This window comes from Thauera sp. 63 (assembly GCF_000310165.2).
Classification (GTDB): domain Bacteria; phylum Pseudomonadota; class Gammaproteobacteria; order Burkholderiales; family Rhodocyclaceae; genus Thauera; species Thauera humireducens.
Window position 1 is genome coordinate 253,795 of record NZ_AMXC01000001.1, and the last position, 24,470, is coordinate 278,264.

General features: G+C 67.6%; 20 protein-coding genes and 2 tRNA genes. 18 read left to right on the top strand and 4 right to left on the bottom strand.

The window, feature by feature from the left end:
• The 13 genes from C664_RS01340 to C664_RS01400 all read left to right on the top strand — a co-directional run bounded on the left by C664_RS01340 (nt 1) and on the right by C664_RS01400 (nt 12,745).
• Nucleotides 1-972 carry a hypothetical protein gene (locus tag C664_RS01340; RefSeq protein WP_004251699.1) on the top strand — a complete coding sequence of 324 codons (972 nt, stop codon included), beginning with the start codon at nt 1-3 and terminating at the stop codon, nt 970-972.
• On the top strand, nt 969-1,268 hold the full coding sequence (locus C664_RS01345; RefSeq protein WP_004251703.1) for a phage fiber-tail adaptor protein: 300 nt from the start codon (nt 969-971) through the stop codon (nt 1,266-1,268). Before C664_RS01340 ends, C664_RS01345 begins: the two co-directional genes overlap by 4 nt.
• 89 nt (nt 1,269-1,357) lie before the next feature.
• Nucleotides 1,358-1,771: a gp436 family protein gene (locus C664_RS01350; protein ID WP_004251706.1), complete on the top strand. Its 414-nt coding sequence runs from the start codon at nt 1,358-1,360 to the stop codon at nt 1,769-1,771.
• Nucleotides 1,768-2,223, top strand: a complete 456-nt coding sequence (locus C664_RS01355; RefSeq protein WP_004251709.1) for a phage tail terminator protein — start codon at nt 1,768-1,770, stop codon at nt 2,221-2,223. Before C664_RS01350 ends, C664_RS01355 begins: the two co-directional genes overlap by 4 nt.
• 28 nt (nt 2,224-2,251) lie before the next feature.
• Complete coding sequence (locus C664_RS01360; protein ID WP_004251715.1) at nt 2,252-3,034, top strand: hypothetical protein; 783 nt, start codon at nt 2,252-2,254, stop codon at nt 3,032-3,034.
• A 3-nt stretch (nt 3,035-3,037) separates the two neighbouring features.
• Entirely contained in the window at nt 3,038-3,622 is a 585-nt protein-coding gene (locus tag C664_RS01365; protein WP_004251720.1) for a hypothetical protein, read from the top strand.
• A 2-nt stretch (nt 3,623-3,624) separates the two neighbouring features.
• Nucleotides 3,625-6,693, top strand: a complete 3,069-nt coding sequence (locus tag C664_RS01370; RefSeq protein WP_004251724.1) for a tape measure protein — start codon at nt 3,625-3,627, stop codon at nt 6,691-6,693.
• On the top strand, nt 6,690-7,214 hold the full coding sequence (locus C664_RS01375; protein WP_004251726.1) for a hypothetical protein: 525 nt from the start codon (nt 6,690-6,692) through the stop codon (nt 7,212-7,214). The genes C664_RS01370 and C664_RS01375 overlap by 4 nt, the downstream gene beginning before the upstream one ends.
• Nucleotides 7,215-8,318: a hypothetical protein gene (locus C664_RS01380; RefSeq protein ID WP_004251729.1), complete on the top strand. Its 1,104-nt coding sequence runs from the start codon at nt 7,215-7,217 to the stop codon at nt 8,316-8,318.
• Entirely contained in the window at nt 8,318-10,276 is a 1,959-nt protein-coding gene (locus C664_RS01385) for a hypothetical protein (RefSeq protein WP_004251732.1), read from the top strand. Before C664_RS01380 ends, C664_RS01385 begins: the two co-directional genes overlap by 1 nt.
• A complete protein-coding gene (locus tag C664_RS01390) occupies nt 10,273-10,680 on the top strand; it encodes a hypothetical protein (protein WP_004251736.1) in 408 nt (135 codons plus the stop codon). Before C664_RS01385 ends, C664_RS01390 begins: the two co-directional genes overlap by 4 nt.
• A gap of 2 nt (nt 10,681-10,682) precedes the next feature.
• Complete coding sequence (locus C664_RS01395; protein WP_004251740.1) at nt 10,683-11,006, top strand: hypothetical protein; 324 nt, start codon at nt 10,683-10,685, stop codon at nt 11,004-11,006.
• Nucleotides 11,003-12,745 carry a hypothetical protein gene (locus C664_RS01400; RefSeq protein ID WP_004251743.1) on the top strand — a complete coding sequence of 581 codons (1,743 nt, stop codon included), beginning with the start codon at nt 11,003-11,005 and terminating at the stop codon, nt 12,743-12,745. Before C664_RS01395 ends, C664_RS01400 begins: the two co-directional genes overlap by 4 nt.
• 139 nt (nt 12,746-12,884) lie before the next feature.
• On the opposite strand, the gene C664_RS01405 is transcribed toward C664_RS01400, so the two are convergent.
• The 4 genes from C664_RS01405 to malQ form a co-directional block, all read right to left on the bottom strand.
• Nucleotides 12,885-12,958 (bottom strand) — tRNA-Cys (locus tag C664_RS01405).
• 76 nt (nt 12,959-13,034) lie between these two features.
• A tRNA-Gly gene (locus C664_RS01410) sits at nt 13,035-13,110 on the bottom strand.
• Nucleotides 13,111-13,176: 66 nt separating this feature from the next.
• On the bottom strand, nt 13,177-13,752 hold the full coding sequence (gene pgsA, locus C664_RS01415; RefSeq protein WP_004251746.1) for a CDP-diacylglycerol--glycerol-3-phosphate 3-phosphatidyltransferase: 576 nt from the start codon (nt 13,750-13,752) through the stop codon (nt 13,177-13,179).
• A gap of 18 nt (nt 13,753-13,770) precedes the next feature.
• Nucleotides 13,771-15,363, bottom strand: a complete 1,593-nt coding sequence (gene malQ / locus C664_RS01420; protein WP_051019093.1) for a 4-alpha-glucanotransferase — start codon at nt 15,361-15,363, stop codon at nt 13,771-13,773.
• Between the two features lie 99 nt (nt 15,364-15,462).
• Between malQ and C664_RS01425 the strand changes: the two genes are divergently transcribed.
• From C664_RS01425 to C664_RS01445, 5 genes are all read left to right on the top strand, one after another.
• Nucleotides 15,463-16,515, top strand: coding sequence for a glucokinase (locus C664_RS01425; RefSeq protein ID WP_083483031.1), 1,053 nt, complete (start codon nt 15,463-15,465; stop codon nt 16,513-16,515).
• A gap of 48 nt (nt 16,516-16,563) precedes the next feature.
• Entirely contained in the window at nt 16,564-18,207 is a 1,644-nt protein-coding gene (pgi, locus tag C664_RS01430; protein ID WP_004251753.1) for a glucose-6-phosphate isomerase, read from the top strand.
• A gap of 133 nt (nt 18,208-18,340) precedes the next feature.
• Nucleotides 18,341-20,599, top strand: coding sequence for a 1,4-alpha-glucan branching protein GlgB (gene glgB / locus C664_RS01435; protein ID WP_004251760.1), 2,259 nt, complete (start codon nt 18,341-18,343; stop codon nt 20,597-20,599).
• Nucleotides 20,592-22,796, top strand: a complete 2,205-nt coding sequence (gene glgX, locus C664_RS01440) for a glycogen debranching protein GlgX (protein ID WP_232435045.1) — start codon at nt 20,592-20,594, stop codon at nt 22,794-22,796. The genes glgB and glgX overlap by 8 nt, the downstream gene beginning before the upstream one ends.
• Nucleotides 22,793-24,430: an alpha-D-glucose phosphate-specific phosphoglucomutase gene (locus C664_RS01445; RefSeq protein WP_004251764.1), complete on the top strand. Its 1,638-nt coding sequence runs from the start codon at nt 22,793-22,795 to the stop codon at nt 24,428-24,430. The genes glgX and C664_RS01445 overlap by 4 nt, the downstream gene beginning before the upstream one ends.
• The last annotated feature ends 40 nt before the right edge of the window (nt 24,431-24,470 follow it).

Below are 24,470 nucleotides of genomic sequence, written 5' to 3' on the forward strand. Positions count from 1 at the left end.
ATGAGCTTCTTCGACAGCGGCTTCTTCGATCCGGCGTTTTTCGATACGGGCGTGTCGATCTCGTCTCTCACGACGACGGAGATCACGCAGGCCGGCGCACGGCACAGCATCACGCTCAGCAATGCTGCGGCGGGTAACCTCTACCTCGCAATCTACCCCGCAGCCGCCCCGGTCCCGACATGGGATCGAGTGTCCGGCTGGTCCGGCGCGCCGGTCTATGCCGATGCGGACACGTCGCCCGAGACGAGCGGCGCCTATACCTTTGTCCCGGATTCGAGCGGACTCGCAGCAGGCACGCCCTACGTCTGGTACGCAGTGTGGGACGATGGGGCCGATACCGTCGGGCCGGTGGCTAGTGAGCTGTTTGAGACACTGGTATCCAACGACGTGGCCGGTTTGGCCGTCTCCACCGCCATAGCAGGCGGTGACCTCACGACGGGAATCAGCCTCGTCGCAACGGTCGGTTCACAGGCTGCCGCATCTGTCTCGCTCGCTACAGCGATCGCACTTTCGGCAAGGTCGATCGTGGCGTCTGCTGCAGCCGGGACCATAGCCACCGCTATTGGTCTCGCTGGTTCTGCCGTGACGCGCTCGGAGGCAGTTGGCGACCCCACGACGGCGATACGGTTGCGGGGCGAGGCGAAGTCGGGGTCGATCGCTATAGCGACGCTCCCTGGTGCAGCGGTGAGCCTGGTTGGGAGCGGTCTCGTTACCAGCTTTGCAGGCTCGGCGCTCAGTACTCAAATTCGTCTCAAGGGCAACGGGGAAGACCTCGCCGTATCTTTCGCAGGCGGGTCGCTCACCACGAGCATTCGCCTTTTCAGCCTGGCGAAAGTTGAATCGATTGGGCGCGGCGCCCTTGAAGGCCGCGAAGCTGTTGTCCCGCCAGCGTCGCGCGTACTGCGCCTGCAATACCCATCGCGCCACCTTGCGCTTCGCTATCCATCTCGAATTCTGAGGCTTACTGCATGAGCTCAAGCGCGTTTGTTACCCGCGACGATGGCTCGGTGGTCATCTACCAGGACGCCGCCGACCGTCTCGACTACGGCATCGACCATGCCGGACTGCTCCGCAATGGCGACACGATCAAGCTCAGCACCTGGAGCGCCGTCGGTGGTGTGGTCATCTCCGACGAGGGTGTAGCGGGCAGCGTCGTGGTCGCAATGCTGGAGGGCACGAACGGGACCGTGCGCAACCACGTAACCACCGAGGCGGGGCGCAAGCGAGTCACCACCTTCTGCGTCGAGCCGCCCCCGACCTGCGCCTGACCTGACGGCGCCCATCGAAGGGGTTCGCCTCCTAGCGGTACCTTGGCCCGCGCGAGACTGCAGGCAGTCCATGACTGCCTGGTCCCGCGATGTACGCCACCCAATCCGATCTAGAGCGACGCTTCGGCGTTGATGAGCTGGTCCAGCTGACCGACCGCGCCTCGCCGCCTGCGGGCGTGATCGACGCTGCGGTGCTGGAGGAGGCGCTGGGCGCCGCCGCGAGCGAGATCGATGGGTACATCGCGATGGTGTATGCCCGGCCGCTCACCGTAGTGCCGCCCCGCCTGGTCAATCTGGCGTGCGATATCGCGCGCTATCACCTCTACACCCATGCGGCGCCCGAGCTGGTGACCGAGCGCTACAAGGCCGCCATCGCATTCCTGCGCCTGGTGGCCAGCGGCGATGCGTCGCTGGGCCTGCCCGACAAGGCTGCCGGCGAGACCACCGACCTGGCCGAGATCAGCACCGGTCGCCGTCTGTTTGCCCGCGGAGATCGTCGATGACGACCCTGCTGGACGACTGGTTGGTGGCAGGCGAGCGCATCAAGGAGCGCCTGCGCAGCCAGGTGCCCACCCTGCGCATGGTCGAGACGATGACGACGCTCGCGGCCGATGCCATCGAGCAGCGTGTGAGCGCCCAGGTGCCCGCCGCAGTGGTCGTCTACATGGGCGACCGCATTGCCCCCGACCCCCGTGTGCCTGGTGTGACCACCGGCGCCCAGCGCTGGTGCGTGGTGCTGGCTGTGCGCAGCGCGCGCGCCGGCGGCAACAACGCTGCCCTGGCCGGTGAGGCCGGGCCCCTGCTCCCGCAGATTCGCGCAGCCCTCGCGGGCTGGTCGCCCCTGGAAGGCGGCCGGCCCTTGCGCTCGGCATCAGGCATGGCGCCGGGCTTTGGCGTGGCCTTCGCGTACTACCCGCTCAACTTCGAGCTCGATTTCGTAACCGCGCCGCGCTGACGCCGGTCGCACAATTGGAGATCCACAGATGGACATCCTCGAGTACTTCTCCGGCCAGGGCCAGATCTTTGCCGGCCAGCGCCGCAGTAACGGTATGCCGGGTCCCCTGCGCTGGGTGGGCGACGCATTGATGGAGTTCGGTTTTGCCACGAACGAAACCAAGTTCAAGGAAAACTGGACCGGCCAGCGCGGTGACGGCCTGGTGTTGCCCGGCGACACCGAAGCCAACCTCACCATCACGTTCCTGCAGTTCAACAACGATAACTTCCGCATCGCCTCGCGCGGCGAAGAGGTTGCGCAGGACACCGACCCGGTGACCGGTCGCGTTATCTCGGAGACCCTGCCCAAGGTCGGTGAGCGACTCTCGCTGCAAGCCTTCGATGTGTCCGCGGTATCGATCGAAGACAGCACCTCGGGCACAGCCAAGTCGCTCGTCGCCGACGTGAACTATCGCCTGCACGCCAAGAGTGGCGATGTGGAGATCCTGGACATCACCACCGGTGGCCCCTTCACCGCGCCGCTGCTGGCCGATCTGACGCCGGGCGTGGTGGATTTCGTGCGCATGATGAGCGGCAGCGCCCGCGAGTACTGGATCAAGATCGTCGGCGTGAACACCGTGCCGGGCGCGACCTTCAAGAACTTCGTGGCCGAGTTCTACCGCTGGAGCCCGCCCCCGTCCGAATCGATGTCGCTGTTCCACGATGGACAGAGTCGCCTCGAGTCGCCGATCGCGGGCTCGCTGCTGGCCGATACGACCAAGGCGGCCAGCGACGAGTTCGGTTACTACGGCCGCCTGGCGATGATGCCGTAAGCCATGACGGACTCGATCGCAGCGCAGCTCGACGCCCTGTTTGCCGCCCCGGTGCGCGTTACCGTGGGCGGCAAACGTGTTGCCGTGCGCGGGGTGTGGCTGGGCGAGCTGGCCGACTTCCTGCGGCTGTATGCCCGCAAGCCGGCCGATGGCGCCGCCCACGATACGCCGGAGGTGATCGACTGGATGGCGGAGATCGTCCAGGTGCTGGCCCGCCTGTGCGGCGAGACCGTCGAGTGGGTGACTGCGCTCGATGACGCATCGCTGGATACGCTTTTTGCGGCGATGTGGGAGGCCAACCGGGTGCTGTTCGAGCCCGGTGCCGGCGCCCGCACTGGCCCGCGCGGTGGCGCGTCAATCAGCTGGGCCACGGCCGCAGCGGTGCTGATCGAGGCCGGCCACCGCCCCGAGGACATCGAGCGCTACACCTTGGTGCAGGTCGAGCAATACATGGCCGCCCACGCTCGCCTGGCAGCGGATCGGCGTCTCGAGGCGCTCTCGATCGCCCGCGCATCGCAAGCCGACCAGAAGGGCTACCGCAGCTTCCTGCGCACGCTCGAAGCCAGCCGCGCCAAGCTGGGGAGATAAGCGTGAGCGATCGCAATCTTGACCTGGCAATGCGGGTGTCTGCGGACACGCGCGAGGGCATTGAGGTATTTCGCACGCTCAAGCGTGGCGCCGTCGAAACGAAGAAGGAATTCGAGGCTGCGACGGCACGGGTCTCGAAGCTCGCGGCCGAGCTGGCCGCGGCGGAGCAGCCGTCTGCGAAGCTCAAACGCGAGTTCGAGGCTGCGAAGCGCGAAGCGGCCGGGCTGAAGGACGCCCTGCAGCAGCAGGAGCAGCGGCTCAACAGCTCGCGCCAGGCGCTGGCGCAGGCCGGCGTCAACGTCAAGGATCTGGCGGCGGAGTATCGGCGCCTGAAGGCCGAGAGCGCTGCGGCCGCAGCTGCAATCGCAACGGGAGCGCAGGATACCGCGCGCGCTCAGGTTGAGGCGGCAAGACTGGCTGCTGCCGAGCAGGATAAGCAGGCGCGCTGGGCTGCGGTGGCCCGATCAAGAGCCGAGCGCCAAGTGCGTGAGGAGTCCGAAGCAACTGCGGCTGCCCAGATTGCCGCAGCACGGAAGGCTGCGGCCGAACAAGAGAAGTTGTCACGTTGGGCTGCAGTGGCCAGGTCTCGATCTGAGCGTGCTGCAGCGGCCGCTGCAGCGAGTCAGGCCCGCGCAAGCCGGCTTGACAGCATCGGTACTGCGATTGACCGCTCTACCCCCAGCGCATTTGATGCGCTCAACGTCCGATCCTCTGCGTCCATCCAGGCCGAGATCAACAAGGTGCAGCAGGCCATGCAGCGCCTGGCGGCGGACTCGCGCGTCTCGGGTGCGGAGTTCGACCGGGCATTTGCTGCGGGCGGCAAGCGCATCGCCGAGTTGCGAGGGCAGCTGGATCCCACGACGGCGGCTGTCGCCCGGATGACGGGCGGTGTGGGCGACCTCAATACCCAGCTGGGGCCGCTGCAAAGCGCCCTAGCCGGCGTCGCGGCCGCTTTCTCGGCCCAGCGCATTCTGGCCCTGGCGGAGGAGTACCAGCAGTACACCGCGCGTCTGCGCCTGGCCACGCAATACACCGGTGATTTTCTGGAGGTGCAGGCGGCGCTGCGCAGCGTAGCGCGTGAAGCACGTGCGCCGCTTGCCGAGACGGTCAATCTGTACAGCCGGCTGGGCCCGTCGCTTAACGCCATGGGCCGCGACGGCCAGCAGGCCGCCGCGGTGGTCTCGACCGTTACCAAGTCGATTGCGCTGTCGGGCGCCTCGGCCGCCGCGTCGGAAGCGAGCCTTGTGCAGTTTGGTCAGGCAATGGGTTCGGGCGTGCTCCGGGGTGAGGAGCTCAACTCGATCCTCGAGCAGACGCCGGCGCTGGCCGATGCGATCGCTGAGGGTATGGGTCGCACGCGCGGCGAGCTCAAGCGGATGGGTGAGCAAGGGGTGCTGACCTCGCAGGCCGTGGTGGCCGCACTGGAAAAGGTCGCCGGCCGCGTCGACCGCGACTTTGCACAGCTGCCGCAGACGGTAGGCCAGAGCTTCGTAATCCTGCGAAACGAGACGCTTGAGCTGGTCGGCGGCATGGATCGCGCGCTTGGGGCTACCAACGCCCTCGCCCGCGGAATCACGTTCATCGCCGACAACATCGAGGAGGTGGTGCAGTACGGCGTGCCCCTGCTGGTCGTCGCGCTCGTGCCGCTGATCGCGCGGCTCGGCATGACCACGGCCGCAGCCGTCAAAGCGGCCATTGCGCTTGCGGCCGTGAATCCGGTGAAGGCCGCGCTGGGCGTTGCAGCGGCGGCCGCGGCTTACGCTGGGCTCAATGCGGTTCTGGACGAGGTGGCCGACAAGCAAGGCAAGCTGACGGCCCAGGAAGAGGAGCAGCAGCTCAAGCGCAACGCCGATGCCCGGCTGAAGATCGAGCAGGATCTGGCGAATGCGACATTGCGTCTCCAGAAGCTGCGGGCAGTCGAAGCCGGTAAGGCCAACGCCTCCATCTTGCTGTCGACCAAGGAAGCGATCGAGAAAGGCGCCGAGATCCAGCGCAAGGCGATCGCCGACCAGATCAAGGGCTACGAGGCGCTGGGCAGCAAGCTCGATAGCGTGTGGGACGACGCGCTCGCAAAGGCCCGAGCCCTGCGCGAAGAGTCGGCCCGGTTGCTGCTCGAGGCAGGCGATGCGCGCCAGGCCGGCGTCGACAAGGGGCAGGACCGCCGCATGCGCGGCTGGTCGGAGGAAGAGCGCGACGCGTTCGCTCGACGCCAGGCGCGCGACCTCACCGACAGTGCCAACCGCTCCGCGAACTTCGCCCGCAACGCGGCCCTCAACGGCAACATCGAGCGCGCCGCGCAGCTTGCGGCCGAGGCTGCGAAGTTCGCGGAGCGCGCGGAGAAGTACGCCGACATCATCCAGGACGATGATGTGGCTGCGAACCTGTTCGAGGAGTTGGGCCGGATCCGCGAGGACGCGCTCAAGGCCCAGGCGCAGATCAAGGAAACCGAGGCGAAAGCCCAGGAGGATCTCGCCGCTGCGGTGACTCAGCAGATCGCCGAGAACGAAGCCCGGCTGAAGGCCCTGCGCGCCGAGCTGGAAAAGCCCGCGACGCTGAAAGCTGACATCACTCAGGCTGAGGCGCAGATTACCGCACTGCAGCAGCAGCTGGACGGGCTGAAAGACAAGACCGTGACGATCACCGTCAACACGGTCAGCACCGCCCCCGCGGACACCAGCGGGATGACGCGCGAGCAGCTCATCGAGTCGATCCCCGGCCGCGCCTACGGTGGCCCGCTGCCGGGCCGCGCGTTTGGCGATCGCAGTGACAACGTGATCTACCGCGGTACGCCGGGCGAGTGGGTGATCCAGCGGCCAGCGGTGCGCTACTGGGGCTCGTCCTTCCTGCGTGCGATCAACGAAATGCGCATGCCCAAGTTCGCCTATGGGGGCGAGATCGGCGCCGACCAGCGGCAAGCTCTGTCCGATTACGAGGGCTCGGGCAGCAAGACGCCCATCGTGCTGGAATGGCCTGACGGGTCACGATCGCCGATGGCAGCGTCGGCCAATGTCGCAGACCAGGTTGTGCGCATGTTCCGGACTGTCGCGCTGCAACGAGGTCGCCGCCGATGATCCGACAGCAACCCGACCTCACGATCAACGGGCTGCGCCTCCCGCTGCGCGTCGGCGCCGAGATCCAGCAGACCTACGAGGGCATCGGTGGCTTCACCGCGCGCCGCCTGGGCGCTGGGGCCCTGATCACCCAGCAGACGTGGCGCAAGATCCGCACGTCCCTGTCTGCCCGCGGCATTGCGCCGCCGGGCCTCGACGCCATCGACTGGTCGCAGCCGGTAACGCTCGGATGCGTTGCTGCCCGCTCGATCCAGTCCATCAGTAACGCCATTGCGATCCCCGCAGCTCGCCGCACCGACGCCTCGCCCTATGGCTGGGCAATCAATGCAATCGGTTTGCTCGAGCCGACCCCAGTCACGGTCGCCGGCAACACCGCGACCCTGACGCCAGTCGCCGGCGCGGTGGGCTACCAGGTGTTCTGGTATCCGCTCTTGACCGTGGTCGCGATCGCAGGCGTGCAGAACTCGTTTGATGCAGTCGGCGCCGTTGCCGGCTGGGAATTGATGGCCGAGGAAGTGTAAATGCCCCAACTCTACCGCGACCTCGTTGAGGTCTACACCACCACCACTGGCACCGGCACGCTTGTGCTCGGTGGCACCGTGCCCGGCCGCCAGTCGCTGAACCTGGCTGGATACGCCAATGGCGATCTGATGCCCTACCGAATCGTCACAGAGGACGGTGCGAACTGGGAGATCGGCGTCGGAACGCTGAGCAAGCCGGCGACCACCTGGAGCCTGGTGCGATCGGTGGTCCTGTCGTCGTCGAACCTCAACAACAAGGTGAACTTTCCAGCGGGCACCAAACGGGTCGCCTGCGTGATCCCAGCGCAGTTGATGTGTGCCATCGGTGTTCCGACGTCTGGCTTTGTGCAGCCGTCCGTCGCTGGTACCGGCGTCGCAGCGGGCTCTGATGCGAGCGCGGGTACCGGCGGCGTTGCCTACGGTCAGGGTGCCAAAGCGGGCAGCTTATGTGTGGCACTGGGTAACGGGGCGCTCGCGAATACGGGCAGCGAAAGCCGCGCCATCGCCATCGGCGACGGTGCCCAGGCCACAAAGCAGCGGGCGGTGGCACTCGGCGCTGGTGCGGTTGCAAGCGAATGGCGCGCCGTCGCTCTACCGGAGGCAACGGCATCCGGCTACTACTCAGTGGCCTGTCCGGCTGGCAACGCCAGCGGCGGGTATAGCTTCGCGATGCCAGGCGCGCACGCCGAAAAATGCGCAGTCGCAGCACAAGGCGGAAGCAACTTCGCTGCGCTTGAATGGTGTGGCCACGTCGTTTCGCAAGGGGGCGATTACAACCTGCAGGACGTGACCGACAACCGCTTCCAGCTGCCTGGCAGCGGCGGCACCGCACTGATCGAGGTCATGGTGATTGCGCGCAATTCGACGACGGGGGCCTACGCGGCCCGCATCACGGGCGTCGTGCGGTACAGCAGCTCAGCGATTGCGCTGGTCGGCGCACCGACGGTAACCGTTATCCACGACACGACGGGGGGCGCCGCATCCGCAACGCTGGCTGTGGATAGCGGACTCAACGACCTGGTCGACGTCCGGGTCAATGCGGGGACCCCAGCCGACTGGCACTGGACCGGATCGCTGCGCGCGACCGTGGCACAGGCGCTGTAATGAGCATCGCGGCGGAGCCCATCGGCGCGGCAGCAATCGGCGGGGACTCGCCCGCCGCGCTGGTGCTTGAGTACGTCACAACGCCGTGGCCGATCACCATTGCAACGCCCTACATCAGGACGCCCTGGCCGATTACAGTGCAGGCGGCACCCGAGCAGCGCGTCACCACCCCGTGGCCTATCAGCGTTGCGCAGCCGGCGGTGGTCACCACCCCGTGGCCGGTGCGCGTGCTGCCTGCCAGTGTGGTCGGCGGGCTGGACGGCGCGGCGTCCTGGGCGGCCGCGCCAGACGGGCTATGGACGGCCGTCGTCACGCTCGGCGGGTCGGACATTTCGAGCCGCATCGACAGTGAGACGCCGATCGCCGTGCGTCGCGCCCGTAACGCGGCGGCGGTTGCAGAGTTCGCGTTTCTGCCGGCGGCCAATCTGGCGCCGCAGTCGCTCATCGGTCAGCGCGTCACAGTCGACTTTGCGCAGATCGGCGGGGTCAACGCGCAGCGGGTCTTTACCGGCGTTATCGACGTGCCGTCGGTAGATCTCGACAGCGGCGTCATTGCCTGCAGCTGCACCGACCAGGCGCAAGAGATCTGGGCCGCCACCAGCCGCGAGACCATCGACACGATGGTCGGCGGTCGCTGGCATGTCGCAGTGTCTGGCGAGCCCGAGGACAACTACAATTATCTTGAGGAGCGTATCCAGTCGGTCGGCGCATCGTGGGCGCTGGATGTGTGGCAGTCGCCGCGCATCCTGCCCTGGCGCGACACGGCCCGGTCGCTCACAGTGCGCACCGCGGACGTGGATAACGGCTCGATCGCTATCGACCTGCCGAGCCGCAACGCGCTGCGCACGCGCATCGTCTGCCGCATGCAGTACCGTTACACGCTGCTCCGCTACCGGGGCGCGGTAGCGCAATACAGCCAGCCGCTCGCCTTTTGGCAGCCGGCGATCTCGCCGCTCGGCGAGCTCGTGCAACCGGGCCTGCTGTACTTGCTCACCAGCATGGTCGAGCAGGCGACCGAGGGCCTGCCCGGCTGGACGATGGGCGAGCGCACGATCACCACGGCCCCGGCCGGCACCTGGAACCTGGGCTCAGAGCTCAATCCATGGCTCTACGTCATCAGTGCATCCGTGGCGCCCACGCTCGCAACCGGGTTCAAGGCCGACTACAGCACGCGCTGGCAACAGAGCATCACCCGCGATTACACGATCACGCTCGTGTGGCCCGACCTCGAGGAGCAGCTCGGCGGGCCAGTGTGGGACGAGATCGGCGCCACGCTGGAAGCGGAGTTCGATCAGCAGGACTGGGGTCGGGACGACAGCGTCGAGCCGGCCATTCCCGGCGCGGGCGGGCTGGGTGATGCCACGCTGGCCTGGCAGCCAGCCGGCGCAGACGACGCTGCGGCCGACGAGGTGATGCGCACGCTGCTCGACCGCGCATGGGTGGCGCTGTGGGCCGCGTCTCGCTCGGGCCGCGTGTCCTTCTCGCTGCCTTGCCGGCCTGACCTGTGGCTCGACACCCGCATCCGCGTCGAGCATGCGCGCATGCGTGCGCAGGGCGACGTGGAAGAGGTCGAGCACACGCTGAATCTTGGCTCCGGTGAAGCGACCACCTCCGTCTCGCTGGCCGTTGGCATGCCGGGCAACACGCCCGCTGCGCATCCGGTGTGGTCGCTGCCGGCCGCGCCGGTCGATGACTACGTGCCGCCGGTTTCGGCCTACAGCTGCACCATCGGCACCTACATCGGCGGCGATGCCGACAGCCCCCCATTCGATGAAGCGACGATGATCGGATTCGTGACCAACCGCGAAGGCTCGGTCGACGGGCGCGAGTACTACCCGCACAAGCTCTCCATCGGCGCGCCTGACATCGCCGCCGAGGACCGCGACCCGCGCGAGCTCGTCGTCGAGACCGAGATTGCCGTCGCTATCCCAACCGATCTGCTGGAGACCATCGCATGACTATCAGCTGGAATTTCTATAACGACCCGAGCCTGACGAGCCTGCAGAGCGCCGGGGCGACTGTGACCGAGGATCTCGGCCCGACCGATCGCGTCGTGTTCTTCGGTTCCCCGACGCCGGGCAAGACGTTGCGCACCGCCGTCAGTCCCGGCACCAACCAGATCACGGTTTCGCCGGTCGACGCGGCTGCCGGAAGCGGTGCCGAGGCGGCGCAGATCAAGCTGGCGCTCACGGCTGGCGGACTCGATACCGCCGTCGGCGGCGCCGCGCTCTCGATCGGCACTGAGCTGGCGAGTGGAGCGGCGAACAGGATCACGATATTTGTGCGATCGATGCAGGGCTCGCAGCCTGTCGGCAGCTCGGCAGACCTGCAGCTGACAACCAATGCGGTGGTGGAGTCCTGACCATGTCCGCGCTCGGGAATGCAAACCTCCCGGATTTCCAGAAGTCGCTAGAGAATCTGGTCAAGAGGGAGAAGAAGTGGGAGGCCTTCATGCCCAAGCCCGCCGTCGGTGCAAAGCCGGGCGGTATCGGCACCGGGCGTCCGTCCTCGTCGCAGGCTGGAGGTGGGTTAGAAGAGTCGGACGCATCGCAGCGGGAGTACTACTCCGGCCGCACCTGGCGCAGCGTCGACGGTGTGATCACGTTCGTCGAGGAGCCGATCAAGTCGATCGCGCTGGTCGGCGGTGGTCGCTTCGTGTGGGACGAGCCGCCCGCGCCAGCCCCATGAATCGTTTCAGTCCCGTTCGCCTGCCGCTTTCCCGCCCGGTCAAGTTCGGCGACACGTCGCACGGCCTCTACAGCGCCGCAACCGGGCAGATCACCACGCCCACGCCTGACGCGGTGCAGATCGCGTGCCCCGGTGTGCAGCCGCTTGGCACGGATTCATTCGTGCTGCGCATCCCCGGCACGCCGGCCGTGCCCGAGCGCACCCTGGAAGAGATCGCCGCCGACGATGCCGCGGGGCGGACGTGGATCAACTACGGGATCATCGCGGGCTTCAACCGTCGGCTGTACGGCGCCGCGCTGAGCGACACGAGCCTCTCGCCTGCGCAAGGCTGGATCTATGTCGATGACGATGGCGATCGCTGGATGGTGCGCGCCAGCTTCGCGGACTTCAGCGTGCTGCGGCTACGCTTCCGGCGCTTCGGCCGCTTCGAGCACGGGCTGCCGGTCGGCGATATCGTGCAGACGGTCGAGATCCCGGTGTCTGGGCTGCAGCTTTTCACGAGCACGATCCCCGAGTTCATCGCGCGCCCGTTCGGGAGCGCGCATCGCACGACCCTTGACGCGATCAGCAGCCGCGGGCATCGCGTCGTGGTCCTGCGCTCGATCCTTGAATGGACCCTGACCAACAATCCGTCCGAGCGCCGCAACTTCGCGCTCAACAATGCCGAGGTCAACTTGGGCCACCCCGAAGTCGGCGCGCCCCTGGGGCTAAACGGATTCGAGCTTCGTCTGTCGGGCAAGCCGCCATCCGTTTCGGTGACTGCGCATCCCATCCTCGAGACGGTGACAACGGACGCGAGCGTAGCGACTGCCTGCACCTGGTGGTCGATCGCCGACTATACGCCGCGCACCGCCACGGCCAACCCCGGCGAGGGCTACCGCGCGGCGATCAAGCGCGAGTACGGGGTCACGGACGGCGATATCGCCCGCATCACGGCGCCCCTGGGTGCCACGTCGGCCAGCTACACGTACCGCAGCCTGGCCGGGTGCTATTACGACGCGTCGGACAATCTGCAGGTCGTCACGCTCGAAATTGACGTGACTGCCACCCGCACCATGGCCGCCGCTTTCTCGGCGGGGTCGCCATCATCCGAAACGCCGCCAGTCGCGGGCCAGTACGCCGACCTGATCCGCGCGATGAGCGACTGGCCGGGCCTTGGAAAGGGCTTCGGGGAGACCGAGCTGCAGATCACGGGCAGCGCCCGATTCAGCACTGCGCCGGGCGTGACGATCCCGTTCTCGCAGCGCTACCGCGTGCGAGCCTGCGACGACGAGGCCCTGGCGCCCGGCATCATCGAGCGCGAGTACAGCGTCGGCGGCATCAGCGGCAGTTCGAGCCAGGCCACCGGCTACTGGGGCTTCAAGAGCAACAGCGGCCCGCTTCTGCTCCTGCAGACGACCGACGGATGGGGCGCGATCAACCCGCAAGGCGGAGACGCGCCGCGCAGCAGCGCAGGCCCGCTGCTCAACGGCTATCCGCAGACGATCTACTCGACGCTGTACCCGATCTTCCCGGCCGGGTGCGACCTCAAGAGCTACCGGTTCGGCAGTGGCTGCTGGGGCGCGATCGTGTTGGGGCTGTACTCGACGCCGGTGCGCCGGTTGGCGCTACTCGGCTCTCCTAAGCAGGCCAAGCTGGTGGCCAAGGATGGCGTTATTGCTGCCGACTTCGGGTGGGCTGCTTCACACCCGGTAACGGGCGAGATCATCGACGACGTTACGGCCCGCTGCTTCGTCTGATCGCGCTGTGTCAAATGTCGCGCTTAACAGTGCCAAATGCGGCGCGACGTTACAGGCATTCGAATGGTGGAGCAGTGCACGGTGGACAAGAAAAAGCCCGCTCGTGGCGGGCTGTTTCCTTGCAACTACTGGATGTTACTGGAGGCGCGACTCGGAATCGAACCGGGGTACACGGCTTTGCAGGCCGCTGCATAACCACTCTGCCATCGCGCCGTCAAGCTTTGCTGCAGATCCTCAAGACCTGCGTGACACGTGCAATTTGCTGCGCTGCACCTGCCATCTGAATGCTTGGAGCGGGAAACGAGTCTCGAACTCGCGACCTCAACCTTGGCAAGGTTGCGCTCTACCAACTGAGCTATTCCCGCTCGGGAAAGACCCCCATTATAGGCAGCATTTCTTGTCTGTCAAGCCGATATTGCGCCCGCGCGCCCTCAGCTCTTGTGGTCTGCCATCAGGAGGGGAATCGCGCGATGCAGGTAATACCCCATCGACCACAGCGTAAGCGCAGCAGCAACGTAGATCAGCACGCTGCCAAGCTTCGTCACGTCAATGGACAGCAACGGCGCGTTGTACAGCAACAGGGGAATGGCGACCATCTGCGCGGCGGTCTTGAGCTTGCCGACATAAGCGACGGCCACGCTGGCCGACTTGCCGACCCGGGCCATCCATTCGCGCAGTGCCGAGATCGTGATCTCACGACCGATGATGATGACCGCGATGATGGCATCGACCCGCGCAAGCTGGACGAGCAGGATCAGCGCGGCGGCCACCATGAGCTTGTCGGCGACGGGGTCGAGGAAGGCGCCGAAGGCGGACGTCTGTCCGAGCGCGCGCGCCAGGTAGCCGTCGAACCAGTCGGTGATGGCTGCGGTGGCAAACAGCGCGGTGGCGATCAGGTTCTTGTGCGGTAACGACAGCCAGGCGTCGGGCAGGTAGAAAACGCCCACGAAAATCGGGATCAGCGCAATGCGGGCCCAGGTGAGGGTGTTGGGGATATTGAATGGCATGCCGCGCGGGCCGGGTCGCTAATGGGATGGCGCGAGTATATCAGCGCCCCGGGCCGACTCAGGTGTCGGGGCCTCCGCTCGCGGGAGCCGGTCGTAGAGGGCGCTCAATTCGGCGAGGTGGTCGGCGTGCCAGCCCTCGACCTGGCCCCAGTGAAAGCGCCAGCACCACACCCCTTCGATACTGCCCGGGCGGTTCATGCGGGCGGCGCTGTCGAGACCGAGCACGTCCTGCATCGGAAACACCGCCAGTCGTGCCACCGAGGCAGATGCGGCACGGATCAGATCCCAGTGGATGCAATCGCCGCGGACCGCGAGGTAGCGCCGCACCTGGTCCTGCGCCCTGCCAGGCAGCGCCTTCCACCAGCCGGGCGTGGTGTCGTTGTCGTGCGTGCCGGTATAGACGACCGTATCGTGACTGAAGTTATGCGGCAGGTAGGCGTTGCCGGCATCGCCGTCGAAGGCGAACTGCAGGACCCGCATGCCGGGCAACCCGGCCGCCGCCCGCAGCGCGTCAACGGCGGGCGTGATGATGCCGAGGTCCTCGGCAATGATCCGGCGACCGGCGCTGTGCGGGGTCGGCTGCAGGTCCAGCGCGGCGTACAGGGCGGAGAACAGCGCCCTCCCCGGCCCCGGCCGCCATGCGCCCTCGACCGCACTGTCCGCCGTGGCCGGGATTTCCCAGTAAGCCTCGAAGCCCCGGAAGTGATCGACCCGCACGAGGTCGAACAGCATCAACGCATTGCGCATGCGCCCGATCCACCAGCCGTAGCCCTCGCGCGCATGGGCGGCCCAGTCGTACAGCGGATTGCCCCAGTGCTGGCCCGTCGCGCTGAAGTAGTCGGGGGGCACGCCGGCCACAACACGCAGGCGGCCATCTGCCTCGAGGTCGAAGAGCTGCGGATGCGCCCAGACGTCGGCGCTATGCGGCGAGACGAAGATCGGCATGTCACCGACGATGCCTACGCCACGCCCGTTGGCGTAGGCCTTCAGGCGCAGCCATTGCTCGCGGAAACACCACTGCCAGAACTTCCAGCTCGCGCATTCCTCCTCGAGTTCGGCTGTCGCATCCGCCAGCGCCGCGTGCTCGCGACGCGCGAGGGCGGGTGGCCAGTCCTGCCACGTGCTGTCGGCCGCACCACTCGCGCGCTGCCGTGCATCGAGCGACATGAACAGGGCGTAGTCGTCGAGCCAGCCCTGCTCCGCACGACAGAAGGCCTCGAAGCGCCGGCGCTCGGCTTCGCGCCCTGCGGCACGGAATCGCCTCGCCGCGCGCCTCAGCCGCGTCATGCGGAACGCGATCACCTGGGCAAACTCCACCCGCTCGTCGCCGAAGCCAGGGTCCGGCACCAGGGCATCGGCCTCGAGCCAGCCCTGCTCCACGAGTTGCGCGAGATCGATCAGCAGTTCGTTGCCGGCAAAGGCCGACGGGCTCATGTACGGCGAGTTGCCCGGCCCGATGCCGCCAACCGGCAGGACCTGCCACAGCGATTGCCCGCCTGCCACCAGCCAGTCGACGAAGTGGTAGGCCGACGGCCCCAAATCGCCCGAGCCGTGTGGCCCCGGCAGCGAGGTGAAGTGCAGGAGAATGCCGCTATGTCTCGACCGATTCATGGAGCATCCCGAATGGGTTCAGCGCAGGAGAAGACGGGACGACGATGGGCGCCTGACGGCGCGCCCTGATGTCGTTGGACAGAATCGGTGCGCGGTTTCATGATTGCGCTCATCTCTTCAATCCGCGTTACCCGATCATTGAGCACTTTCACGCAAACACCGCAGACCGCGCAAGCACGGCTCGTGGGTGACATCGGCGGCACGAACGCACGCTTCGCCATCGCGGACGTGCGCGACCGCCTCAGCCATGTCCGCGCGCTGCGCTGTGCAGACTTCGCCGGGCCGGAGGACGCCCTTCGGCACTATTTCGAGCTCGAGGCCATTGCCCCGCCTCCGGTGGCTGCTTTCGGCATCGCCAACCCGGTCACGAGCGACGAGGTGGCGATGACCAACCATCGCTGGCGCTTTTCGGTCGAACGACTGCGCGAACACCTGGGCCTCGACCGGCTGCTGCTGGTGAACGACTTCACCGCGCTCGCCCTGTCGGTGCCGCGCCTGGGGCCCGACGACCTGCACGCCGTGGGCGGCGGTACGCCAGTGGCCGGACAGGCGATCGGCCTGATCGGCCCCGGCACCGGCCTGGGCGTATCCGGCCTCGTGCCCACTGCGGACGGTTACCTGCCGCTGCAGGGCGAAGGAGGTCATGTCACGCTGGCCGCACGCGACGCGCGCGAGGCACGGATCATCGAGTGGATGTGGCGGCACCACGACCATGTGTCGGCAGAGCGGCTTTTGTCGGGTCCCGGTCTCGTCATGCTGCACGATGCCGTGCGCGACCTCGCGGATGCCACGCCGTGCGAGCTGGGCAGCGCGGACATCACGGCCCGAGCCCTTGCGCGCACCTGCCCGTATTGCGTCGAGGCGCTGGATCTCTTCTGCGCCATGCTCGGCACCGTGGCAGGCGACCTGGCACTGACGCTCGGTGCGCGTGGCGGCGTGTATCTGGGCGGCGGCATCCTGCCCCGCCTGGGTCCGTCGTTTGCGCAGTCGCGCTTCCGTTCGCGCTTCGAGGACAAGGGGCGTTTTTCGTCCTATCTCAGCCGTATTCCCACTTTCGTGATCGATGCGCCGTATGCCGCGCTGCGAGGGGCGGCAGCGGCGCTGAAATGGCCTGTTCGCGTGGGTTACGACGCGACAAAACAGGCACAATAGGCAGCGTGGGTCCGGCGCCTTGCGGGACCCTGATCCGACACTTCGAACATGAGCACTACCACCCCGGAATCCGTCTGGCAGCGCCTTGCTGCCCATCGTGCCGAACTCGGCGAACGTCACCTCAACGAACTGTTCGAGGCCGACTCCACGCGCGCCGGGCGGATGCACGCCGAGGCCTGCGGCCTCTTCCTCGATTACTCGAAGAACCGCGTCACCGATGAAACCTTGCGCCTTCTGCTGGACCTGGCAAACACGTCCGGCCTGGCGCAGCGCCGGACGGCCATGTTCGAAGGCGAACGCATCAACACGACCGAGCAGCGCGCCGTGCTGCATACTGCACTGCGACGGCCGGCCAGCGAGGTCGTGATGCTGGACGGACGCGACGTAATGCCCGATGTCGTGGCCGTGCGCGAGCGCGTCGCCCGCTTCGCCGAAACGGTTCGCTGCGGCGACTGGTGCGGTTATGACGGACGCGCGATCACCGACATCGTCAACATCGGCATCGGCGGCTCCGACCTGGGCCCGCTGATGGTGTGCGAGGCGCTCAAGCCCTTTGCCCATCCGCGCCTGCGCCTGCACTTCGTGTCGAACGTCGACGGCGTGCAGATCGATGACGTGCTGCGCAGCGCCGACCCCGGCACCACGCTGTTCATCGTCGCCTCCAAGACCTTCACCACCCAGGAAACCCTGACCAACGCCCACACCGCGCGCGCCTGGCTGATCGGGCGTGCGGGCGACGAGGCAGCCATCGCCCGCCACTTCGTCGCGGTCTCGACCAACGCCGAAGCGGTGTCCCGCTTCGGCATCGACACCGCCAACATGTTCGGCTTCTGGGACTGGGTGGGTGGCCGCTATTCGCTGTGGGGCGCCATCGGTCTGCCCATCGTGCTGCAGATCGGGACGCAGGGCTTTGACGCACTGCTCGCCGGCGCGCATGCGATGGACGTGCATTTCCGCGAAGCGCCCTTCGAGCGGAACCTGCCGGTACTCATGGCTCTGCTCGGCATCTGGAACGTGGATTTCCTCGATGCGCGCAGCCAGGTGATCGCGCCCTACCACCAGCGGCTGCACCGCCTGCCCGCCTTCCTGCAGCAGCTCGACATGGAATCGAACGGCAAGTCGGTACGACTCGACGGCACGCCGGTGGCACACCCCACCAGCCCGGTGATCTGGGGCGAAACCGGCATCAACGGCCAGCACGCCTACTTCCAGATGCTGCACCAGGGCACGGGGTTCGCGCCGGTCGACTTCATCGGCGTGCTCGCGCGCCCGGACGGCGCCGAGCACCACCACCGCCTCGCCTTCGCCAACATGGTCGCCCAGGCCGAAGCCCTGATGCGTGGCAAGTCGGCCGACGCGGTCGCCGCCGAGATGCGCGCCGCGGGTCTTGCCGAAGAACGGGTCCGGGCGCTGGCGCCGCATCGCGTCTTCCCGGGCAACCGGCCGAGCAACACGCTGCTGCTGGAGCGGCTCGATCCGCGCACTCTCGGCGCCTTGCTGGCGCTGTACGAGCACCGCACCTTCGTGCAGGGCGTGGTGTGGGGCGTGAACTCCTTCGACCAGTGGGGCGTGGAACTGGGCAAGCAGCTTGCGACCCGCGTGCTCGACGATCTTGCCGCCGACCAGGACCACCACCCGCACGATGCGAGCACCGCCGCGCTCATCGCCCGCTATCGCCGTCGTCCGGTCTGAATCGCCGGCACGATGCGCCCGGGTTTGCGGTGGATCGAGCCAGCGTTGATCGTGCACCGCAGCACGCGTCGTTTGTGTCAGGATTTGGGCTGATGACGACAGCGACACGGCGCCATGCCGTACGGGAAGGCACATGAACGAAGGAGCGGCCCTACAGCCTGACGCGCACCCCGGCGAGACCGCCGCTCGCGTCGACACCGCGCTGCTTTCCTCGGACGATATCGCGCGCCTGATGCAGGCGCGTCATGTCGATCCCTTCGCGTGCCTGGGCATGCACGAGATCGATGGCCAGATCGTGGTCCGCGCACTGCTTCCGACCGCGCGGACGGTTGAGGTCGTCGATGCCCGTGGTCGGCGCGTGGCGGCCCTGCAACGTCTGCCGCACGGCGATGTTTTTGCCGTTACCCTGCCGCGGCGGCGCCAGCGCTTTCCCTACCGCCTGCGGGTGCAGTGGCAGGACGGCAACGGTGGCCCCGGCCTGACCAGCGAGATCGAGGACGCCTATCGCTTCGGCCCGCAGCTTACCGACCTCGACGTCTGGCTGCTGGCCGAGGGCACTCATCACCGCCCTTACGAGTGGCTCGGTGCGCACCCGGTCGTCGTCGACGGCATCGCCGGCACGCGCTTCGCCGTGTGGGCGCCGAACGCGCGGCGCGTATCGGTCGTGGGCGGCTTCAACAACTGGAACGGACGCCGCCACATGATGCGGCTGCGCCGGGAATGCGGCGTGTGGGAGATCTTCCTGCCGCATGTCGGCGATGGCGACCTGTACAAGTACGAAGTCCTCGGTTGCGACGGCATCATCCGCATCAAGGCCGACCCCTTCGCCTTCCGCGCCGAACTCAGGCCGCAGACGGCCTCGGTCGTGCAGCGCCTGCTTCCCGGGGTCGCCATCGACGACGAGCGCCGCCGCGCGAACGCGCTCGATGCGCCGATCAGCATCTACGAGGTCCATCTCGGCTCATGGCAGCGCAAGGCCGATGGCAACTGGCTCAGCTACCGCGAACTGGCCGAGCGACTGATTCCCTACGTGGTCGAGCACGGCTTCACCCACATCGAGTTGATGCCGATCCAGGAACACCCTTTCGACGGTTCGTGGGGCTACCAGCCCACCGGACCGTACGCACCTACGTCGCGCTTCGGCACGCCGGAAGATTTCCGCGCCTTCACCGCCGCGGCCCGCGACGCCGGGATCGGCGTCATCCTCGACTGGGTGCCGGCGCATTTCCCCGCCGACCCCCACGGCCTGGCACGCTTCGACGGCAGCCACCTCTACGAACACGCAGACCCCCGCGAAGGCTTCCATCAGGACTGGAACACGCTCATCTACAACTACGGCCGCGCCGAGGTCCGCAACTACCTGACGAGCAACGCGCTGTACTGGATCGAGCGTTTCGGCATCGATGGCCTGCGTGTCGACGCGGTGGCCTCGATGCTCTATCGCGACTACAGCCGCAAGGAAGGCGAATGGGTTCCCAACCGCTTCGGCGGGCGCGAGAACCTCGAAGCCATCGACTTCCTGCGCCAGATGAACCATCTGGTCGGCACGCAGCGACCCGAGGCGATCACGCTGGCCGAGGAATCGACCGCCTTCCCGCAGGTCAGCCGCCCACCCTCGCCCGATCTGCAGTCCGGCGGCCTGGGTTTTCACTTCAAGTGGAACATGGGCTGGATGAACGACGTGCTGTCCTACATGGCGAAGGCGCCGGTACACCGTCGTTACCATCACGACCAGATCCGCTTTTCGCTGGTCTATGCGTTTACCGAGAACTTCGTGCTGCCGCTGTCGCACGACGAAGTGGTGCACGGCAAGGGCTCGCTGCTCGCCAAGATGCCGGGTGACGACTGGCAGAAATTCGCCAATCTGCGCCTGCTCTACGGCTTCATGTGGGGGCATCCGGGCAAGAAGCTGCTGTTCATGGGCTGCGAATTCGCGCCCTGGCAGGAATGGAATGCCGACGAGCCCCTGCCCTGGCACCTGACCGAGCACGCGCCGCACGCGGGCATGCAGCGCCTGGTGCGCGATCTGAACCTGGTGCTGCGCAGCCATCCCGCGCTGTACGAACAGGACACGGCGCCCGAAGGCTTCGGCTGGATCAGCCACGAGGACGCCGACCACTCGGTGCTGGTGTTCGAGCGACGCGCGCGCGACGGGCAGCGCATCGTCGTCGTCTGCAACTTCACCCCGGTCGTGCGCGAGCATTGGCGCATCGGCGTGCCGGCCGCCGGTACCTGGCTCGAGCTGATCAACACCGATTCGGTGGTGTACTGGGGCTCGGGCGTGGGCAATCCGCCGCGCGCCAGCGAGCCGGTTCCATGGCAAGGCCAGGCGCAGTCGCTGACGCTGACGCTGCCGCCCCTGGCCGCCCTGATGCTGGTGCGCCGTGACTGACCTGTCCCACACGCCCGCGAGGGTGATCACGCTCGCACCCGGACGGCCCGGTCCGCTCGGCGCGCATTGCGTGGCCGACGGGGAACAGGCGGGGGTGAATTTCGCCGTGTGGGCGCCGGATGCGACACGGCTCGAACTCTGTCTCTTCGACGATCGCGGCGAGCATGAGCTACAGCGCCACGACCTGCCCTGCTGCAGCGAGGGCGTATGGCACGGCCTGCTGCCAGGTGCCGGACCGGGCCTCGTCTATGGGCTGCGGGCGCATGGCCCATGGGCCCCGCACCAGGGGCACCGCTTCAACCCGGCCAAGCTGCTGCTCGACCCGTGGGCGCAGGAAGTCGTCGGCAGCTACGGGCGGCAGGGACCGGGACCCGCGGACGATGCCGCGCTCGCCGCCGAACTCGCGCTTCATCTTGGCCACCTTCCCAAGACGCCCGAACAGCCGGACCCGCGCGACAACGCCCGCCATGCGCTCAAGGCGCGCGTCCCTGCGCCGGCCCTGTATGCCGCGCGCCCGCCCCGCCCCCGCATCGCACGCGACCGCATTGTGCTGTACGAAATCCATGTCCGCAGCCTGACGATGCGCCACCCGGCCATCGAGCCGGCCCTGCGCGGCAGCTACGCCGCCCTCGCCCACCCGGCCATGCTCGCGCACTACCGCGAGTTGGGCATCACCACGCTGAACCTGTTGCCGGTGCACTTCCGTGCCGACGAGGCGGCCCTGCAGTTGCGCGGCCTGTCGAACCACTGGGGCTACAGCCCCATCGCCTGGCTGGTGCCGGAGACGCGCTACTGGAGCGGCCGGCCCGGCACGAGCCCGGCCGGCGAGTTCCGCGACATGGTCGACACCCTGCACGCCGCGGGGATCGAGGTGGTGCTCGATGTGGTGTTCAACCACACCGCCGAGACCGACGCATCCGGACCGACCCTGTCGCTGCGCGGGCTGGCCAATGCGCGCTACTACCACCTCGTGCCCGGGAATCCTGCGCACGATCAGAACTGGACCGGCTGCGGCAACAGCGTCAAGCTGGCCGAGTCGCGCGTGGTGGAACTGGTCGTCGGCGCCCTGCGCCACTGGGCCACGCACTACGGCGTGGACGGCTTCCGCTTCGACCTCGCCAGCACGCTTGGGCGCGACCGCCACGGCAACTTCAACCGCGACGCCGGCTTTTTCACCGCGCTGCAGGCCGACCCGATCCTTGCGGACTTGAAATGGATTGCGGAGCCCTGGGATCTTGGCGCCGGCGGCTATCAACTCGGTGCCTTTCCAACCGGCTGGATGGAGTGGAACGACCAGTACCGCGACACGATGCGCGCCTGGTGGCTGCGCGGCATCGGCGACCGCGGCGTCTTTGCGCACCGGCTGGCGGGCTCGAGCGCGCAGTTCCACCATGACGCACGGGCGCCCACCGCCAGCATCAACTACCTCGCCGCACACGACGGCTTCACGCTGCGCGACCTCGTCAGCTACGACCACAAGCACAACCACGCCAACGGCGAAAACAACCGCGACGGCCATCACCACAATGCGTCGTGGAACTGCGGTGTCGAAGGCGAAACCGACAATATCGAGGTCAATGAACGCCGCCATCGCCTGCAGCGTGCGCTGATGGCGACGCTGCTGTGCTCGCAGGGCACGCCCATGCTGCTTGCGGGCGACGAGATCGGCCACAGCCAGGGCGGCAACAACAACGCCTATTGCCAGGACAACGCCACGACCTGGCTCGACTGGGCCGCTGCCGACCGCGACCTGCTCGCCTGCACCCGGCGTCTGCTGCAACTGCGCCATCGCTGGGCGGCCTTGCGCATCGGACGCTGGTTGTCGCCGGCGGCGGAGGCGACGCCTGACAGTGCTTCGGCCTTGTGGCTGCGTGCGGACGGCACGGCGCTCACGGGCGGGGATTGGGCAGGCACCGCAGACCGCGCGCTCGCGGTGCGCCTCGACCCGGGGGCCGGCAAGGGCTCACCCGCCCTGGTGCTGGTCAATCCCGAAGCATCACCGCGTCGCTTCGTCCTGCCCGCCGGCGCCTGGACCTGCGTGTTTGACAGCGACCGTCGAGATGGCGCGCCGGCACCGGATACCAATTCGCCCCTTACCGGCCCCATCGCTGTTGCAGCCCGCAGCCTCCGCATCCTGATCGACTCGACCGTTGCGGCCGAGCCGCACCATTCACCCTCTGAAAACACTTCGTCATGAACATCGACACCGTCAGCACCCGTCCCTTCCCCGGCCAGCGTCCCGGTACCTCCGGCCTGCGCAAGAAAGTCAGCGTGTTCCAGGAGCCGCACTATCTGGAGAACTTCGTCCAGGCGCTGTTCGACATCCTTCCGGACCGCACAGGCCAGACCCTGGTGGTCGGCGGCGACGGCCGTTTCCACAACCGCGCGGCGGTGCAGACCATCCTGCGCATGGCGGCCGCGAACGGCTTCGGCAAGGTGCTGGTCGGCCGCAGCGGGCTGCTGTCGACGCCGGCCGTGAGCGCGGTGATCCGCAAGCACGCCTGCTTCGGCGGCATCATCCTGTCGGCCAGCCACAACCCCGGCGGGCCGGAAGGCGATTTCGGCATCAAGTACAACATCGCCAACGGTGGCCCGGCGCCCGAGCGCATCACCGAGGCGATCTACGCGCGCAGCGGCGTCCTGTCCGAATACCACATCGCTGCCGACACCGCCGACATCGATCTGGAGACCCTCGGGACGCAGCGCATCGGCGACATGCAGGTCGAGGTCATCGACCCGGTGGCCGACTATGCGGCGCTGATGCAGCAACTGTTCGACTTCGACGCCATGCGCGCCTGGTTCGCCAAGGGCGGGCGCATGCGCTTCGACGCGATGAGCGCCGTCAGCGGGCCCTACGCCCGCGCCATCCTCGAAGGCATGCTCGGTGCGCCGGCCGGCACGGTGGTCAACGGCGAGCCGCTGGAGGACTTCGGCGGCCATCACCCCGACCCCAACCCCGCGCACGCCACCGAACTCATCGCGACCATGAGCGGCCCGCAGGCGCCCGACTTCGGCGCTGCCTCCGACGGCGATGCCGACCGCAACATGATCCTCGGCCGCGATTTCGTCGTGACCCCGTCGGACAGCCTCGCCATCCTCGCCGCAAACGCCACCCGCGTGCCCGGCTACCGCGACGGGCTGGCGGGCATCGCGCGCTCGATGCCGACCTCGTGCGCGGCCGACGCGGTCGCCGCGGCGCTCGGCATCCCCTGCTACGAGACGCCCACCGGCTGGAAGTTCTTCGGCAACCTGCTCGACGCCGGCCGTGCGACGCTGTGCGGCGAGGAGAGCTACGGGACCGGCTCGAACCACGTGCGCGAGAAGGACGGCCTGTGGGCGGTGCTGTTCTGGCTCAACCTCCTCGCAGTGACGGGGCAGTCGGTCGATACGCTGGTCCGCGCGCATTGGGCGCGCTTCGGCCGCCACTACTACTCGCGCCACGACTGGGAAGGCATCGCCACCGAGCGCGCCGATGCCCTGATGGCCGCGCTGCGGGCGAAGCTGCCCGATCTGCCGGGCCGTGACTGCGGTGCCGGATTGCGCATCGACCAGGCCGACGATTTCGCCTATACCGACCCGGTCGACGGCTCCGTCAGCACCCGCCAGGGCGTGCGCCTGATCTTCGACGGCGGCAGCCGCGTGGTCTTCCGACTGTCCGGCACGGGCACCGAGGGCGCGACGCTGCGGGTCTATCTCGAGCGCTTCGAGCCGGACGCCAGCCGGCACGACCTGCCCGCGCAGACCGCGCTAGCCGAGTTGATCCGCATCGCCGACGAGATCGCCGCGATCCGCAGCCACAGCGGCATGGCGACGCCGACCGTCATCACCTGATTCGACCCGACGCAGGCCCCGGCGCACGACGACCACATCA

What these genes read in the sequence shown, in the direction of transcription:
- C664_RS01340 (WP_004251699.1), top strand. Translation starts at nt 1, where the DNA reads ATGAGCTTCTTCGACAGCGGCTTCTTCGATCCGGCGTTTTTCGATACG.
- C664_RS01345 (WP_004251703.1), top strand. Translation starts at nt 969, where the DNA reads ATGAGCTCAAGCGCGTTTGTTACCCGCGACGATGGCTCGGTGGTCATC.
- C664_RS01350 (WP_004251706.1), top strand. Translation starts at nt 1,358, where the DNA reads ATGTACGCCACCCAATCCGATCTAGAGCGACGCTTCGGCGTTGATGAG.
- C664_RS01355 (WP_004251709.1), top strand. Translation starts at nt 1,768, where the DNA reads ATGACGACCCTGCTGGACGACTGGTTGGTGGCAGGCGAGCGCATCAAG.
- C664_RS01360 (WP_004251715.1), top strand. Translation starts at nt 2,252, where the DNA reads ATGGACATCCTCGAGTACTTCTCCGGCCAGGGCCAGATCTTTGCCGGC.
- C664_RS01365 (WP_004251720.1), top strand. Translation starts at nt 3,038, where the DNA reads ATGACGGACTCGATCGCAGCGCAGCTCGACGCCCTGTTTGCCGCCCCG.
- C664_RS01375 (WP_004251726.1), top strand. Translation starts at nt 6,690, where the DNA reads ATGATCCGACAGCAACCCGACCTCACGATCAACGGGCTGCGCCTCCCG.
- C664_RS01380 (WP_004251729.1), top strand. Translation starts at nt 7,215, where the DNA reads ATGCCCCAACTCTACCGCGACCTCGTTGAGGTCTACACCACCACCACT.
- C664_RS01385 (WP_004251732.1), top strand. Translation starts at nt 8,318, where the DNA reads ATGAGCATCGCGGCGGAGCCCATCGGCGCGGCAGCAATCGGCGGGGAC.
- C664_RS01390 (WP_004251736.1), top strand. Translation starts at nt 10,273, where the DNA reads ATGACTATCAGCTGGAATTTCTATAACGACCCGAGCCTGACGAGCCTG.
- C664_RS01395 (WP_004251740.1), top strand. Translation starts at nt 10,683, where the DNA reads ATGTCCGCGCTCGGGAATGCAAACCTCCCGGATTTCCAGAAGTCGCTA.
- C664_RS01400 (WP_004251743.1), top strand. Translation starts at nt 11,003, where the DNA reads ATGAATCGTTTCAGTCCCGTTCGCCTGCCGCTTTCCCGCCCGGTCAAG.
- pgsA (WP_004251746.1), bottom strand. Translation starts at nt 13,752, where the DNA reads ATGCCATTCAATATCCCCAACACCCTCACCTGGGCCCGCATTGCGCTG.
- malQ (WP_051019093.1), bottom strand. Translation starts at nt 15,363, where the DNA reads ATGAATCGGTCGAGACATAGCGGCATTCTCCTGCACTTCACCTCGCTG.
- C664_RS01425 (WP_083483031.1), top strand. Translation starts at nt 15,463, where the DNA reads ATGATTGCGCTCATCTCTTCAATCCGCGTTACCCGATCATTGAGCACT.
- pgi (WP_004251753.1), top strand. Translation starts at nt 16,564, where the DNA reads ATGAGCACTACCACCCCGGAATCCGTCTGGCAGCGCCTTGCTGCCCAT.
- glgB (WP_004251760.1), top strand. Translation starts at nt 18,341, where the DNA reads ATGAACGAAGGAGCGGCCCTACAGCCTGACGCGCACCCCGGCGAGACC.
- C664_RS01445 (WP_004251764.1), top strand. Translation starts at nt 22,793, where the DNA reads ATGAACATCGACACCGTCAGCACCCGTCCCTTCCCCGGCCAGCGTCCC.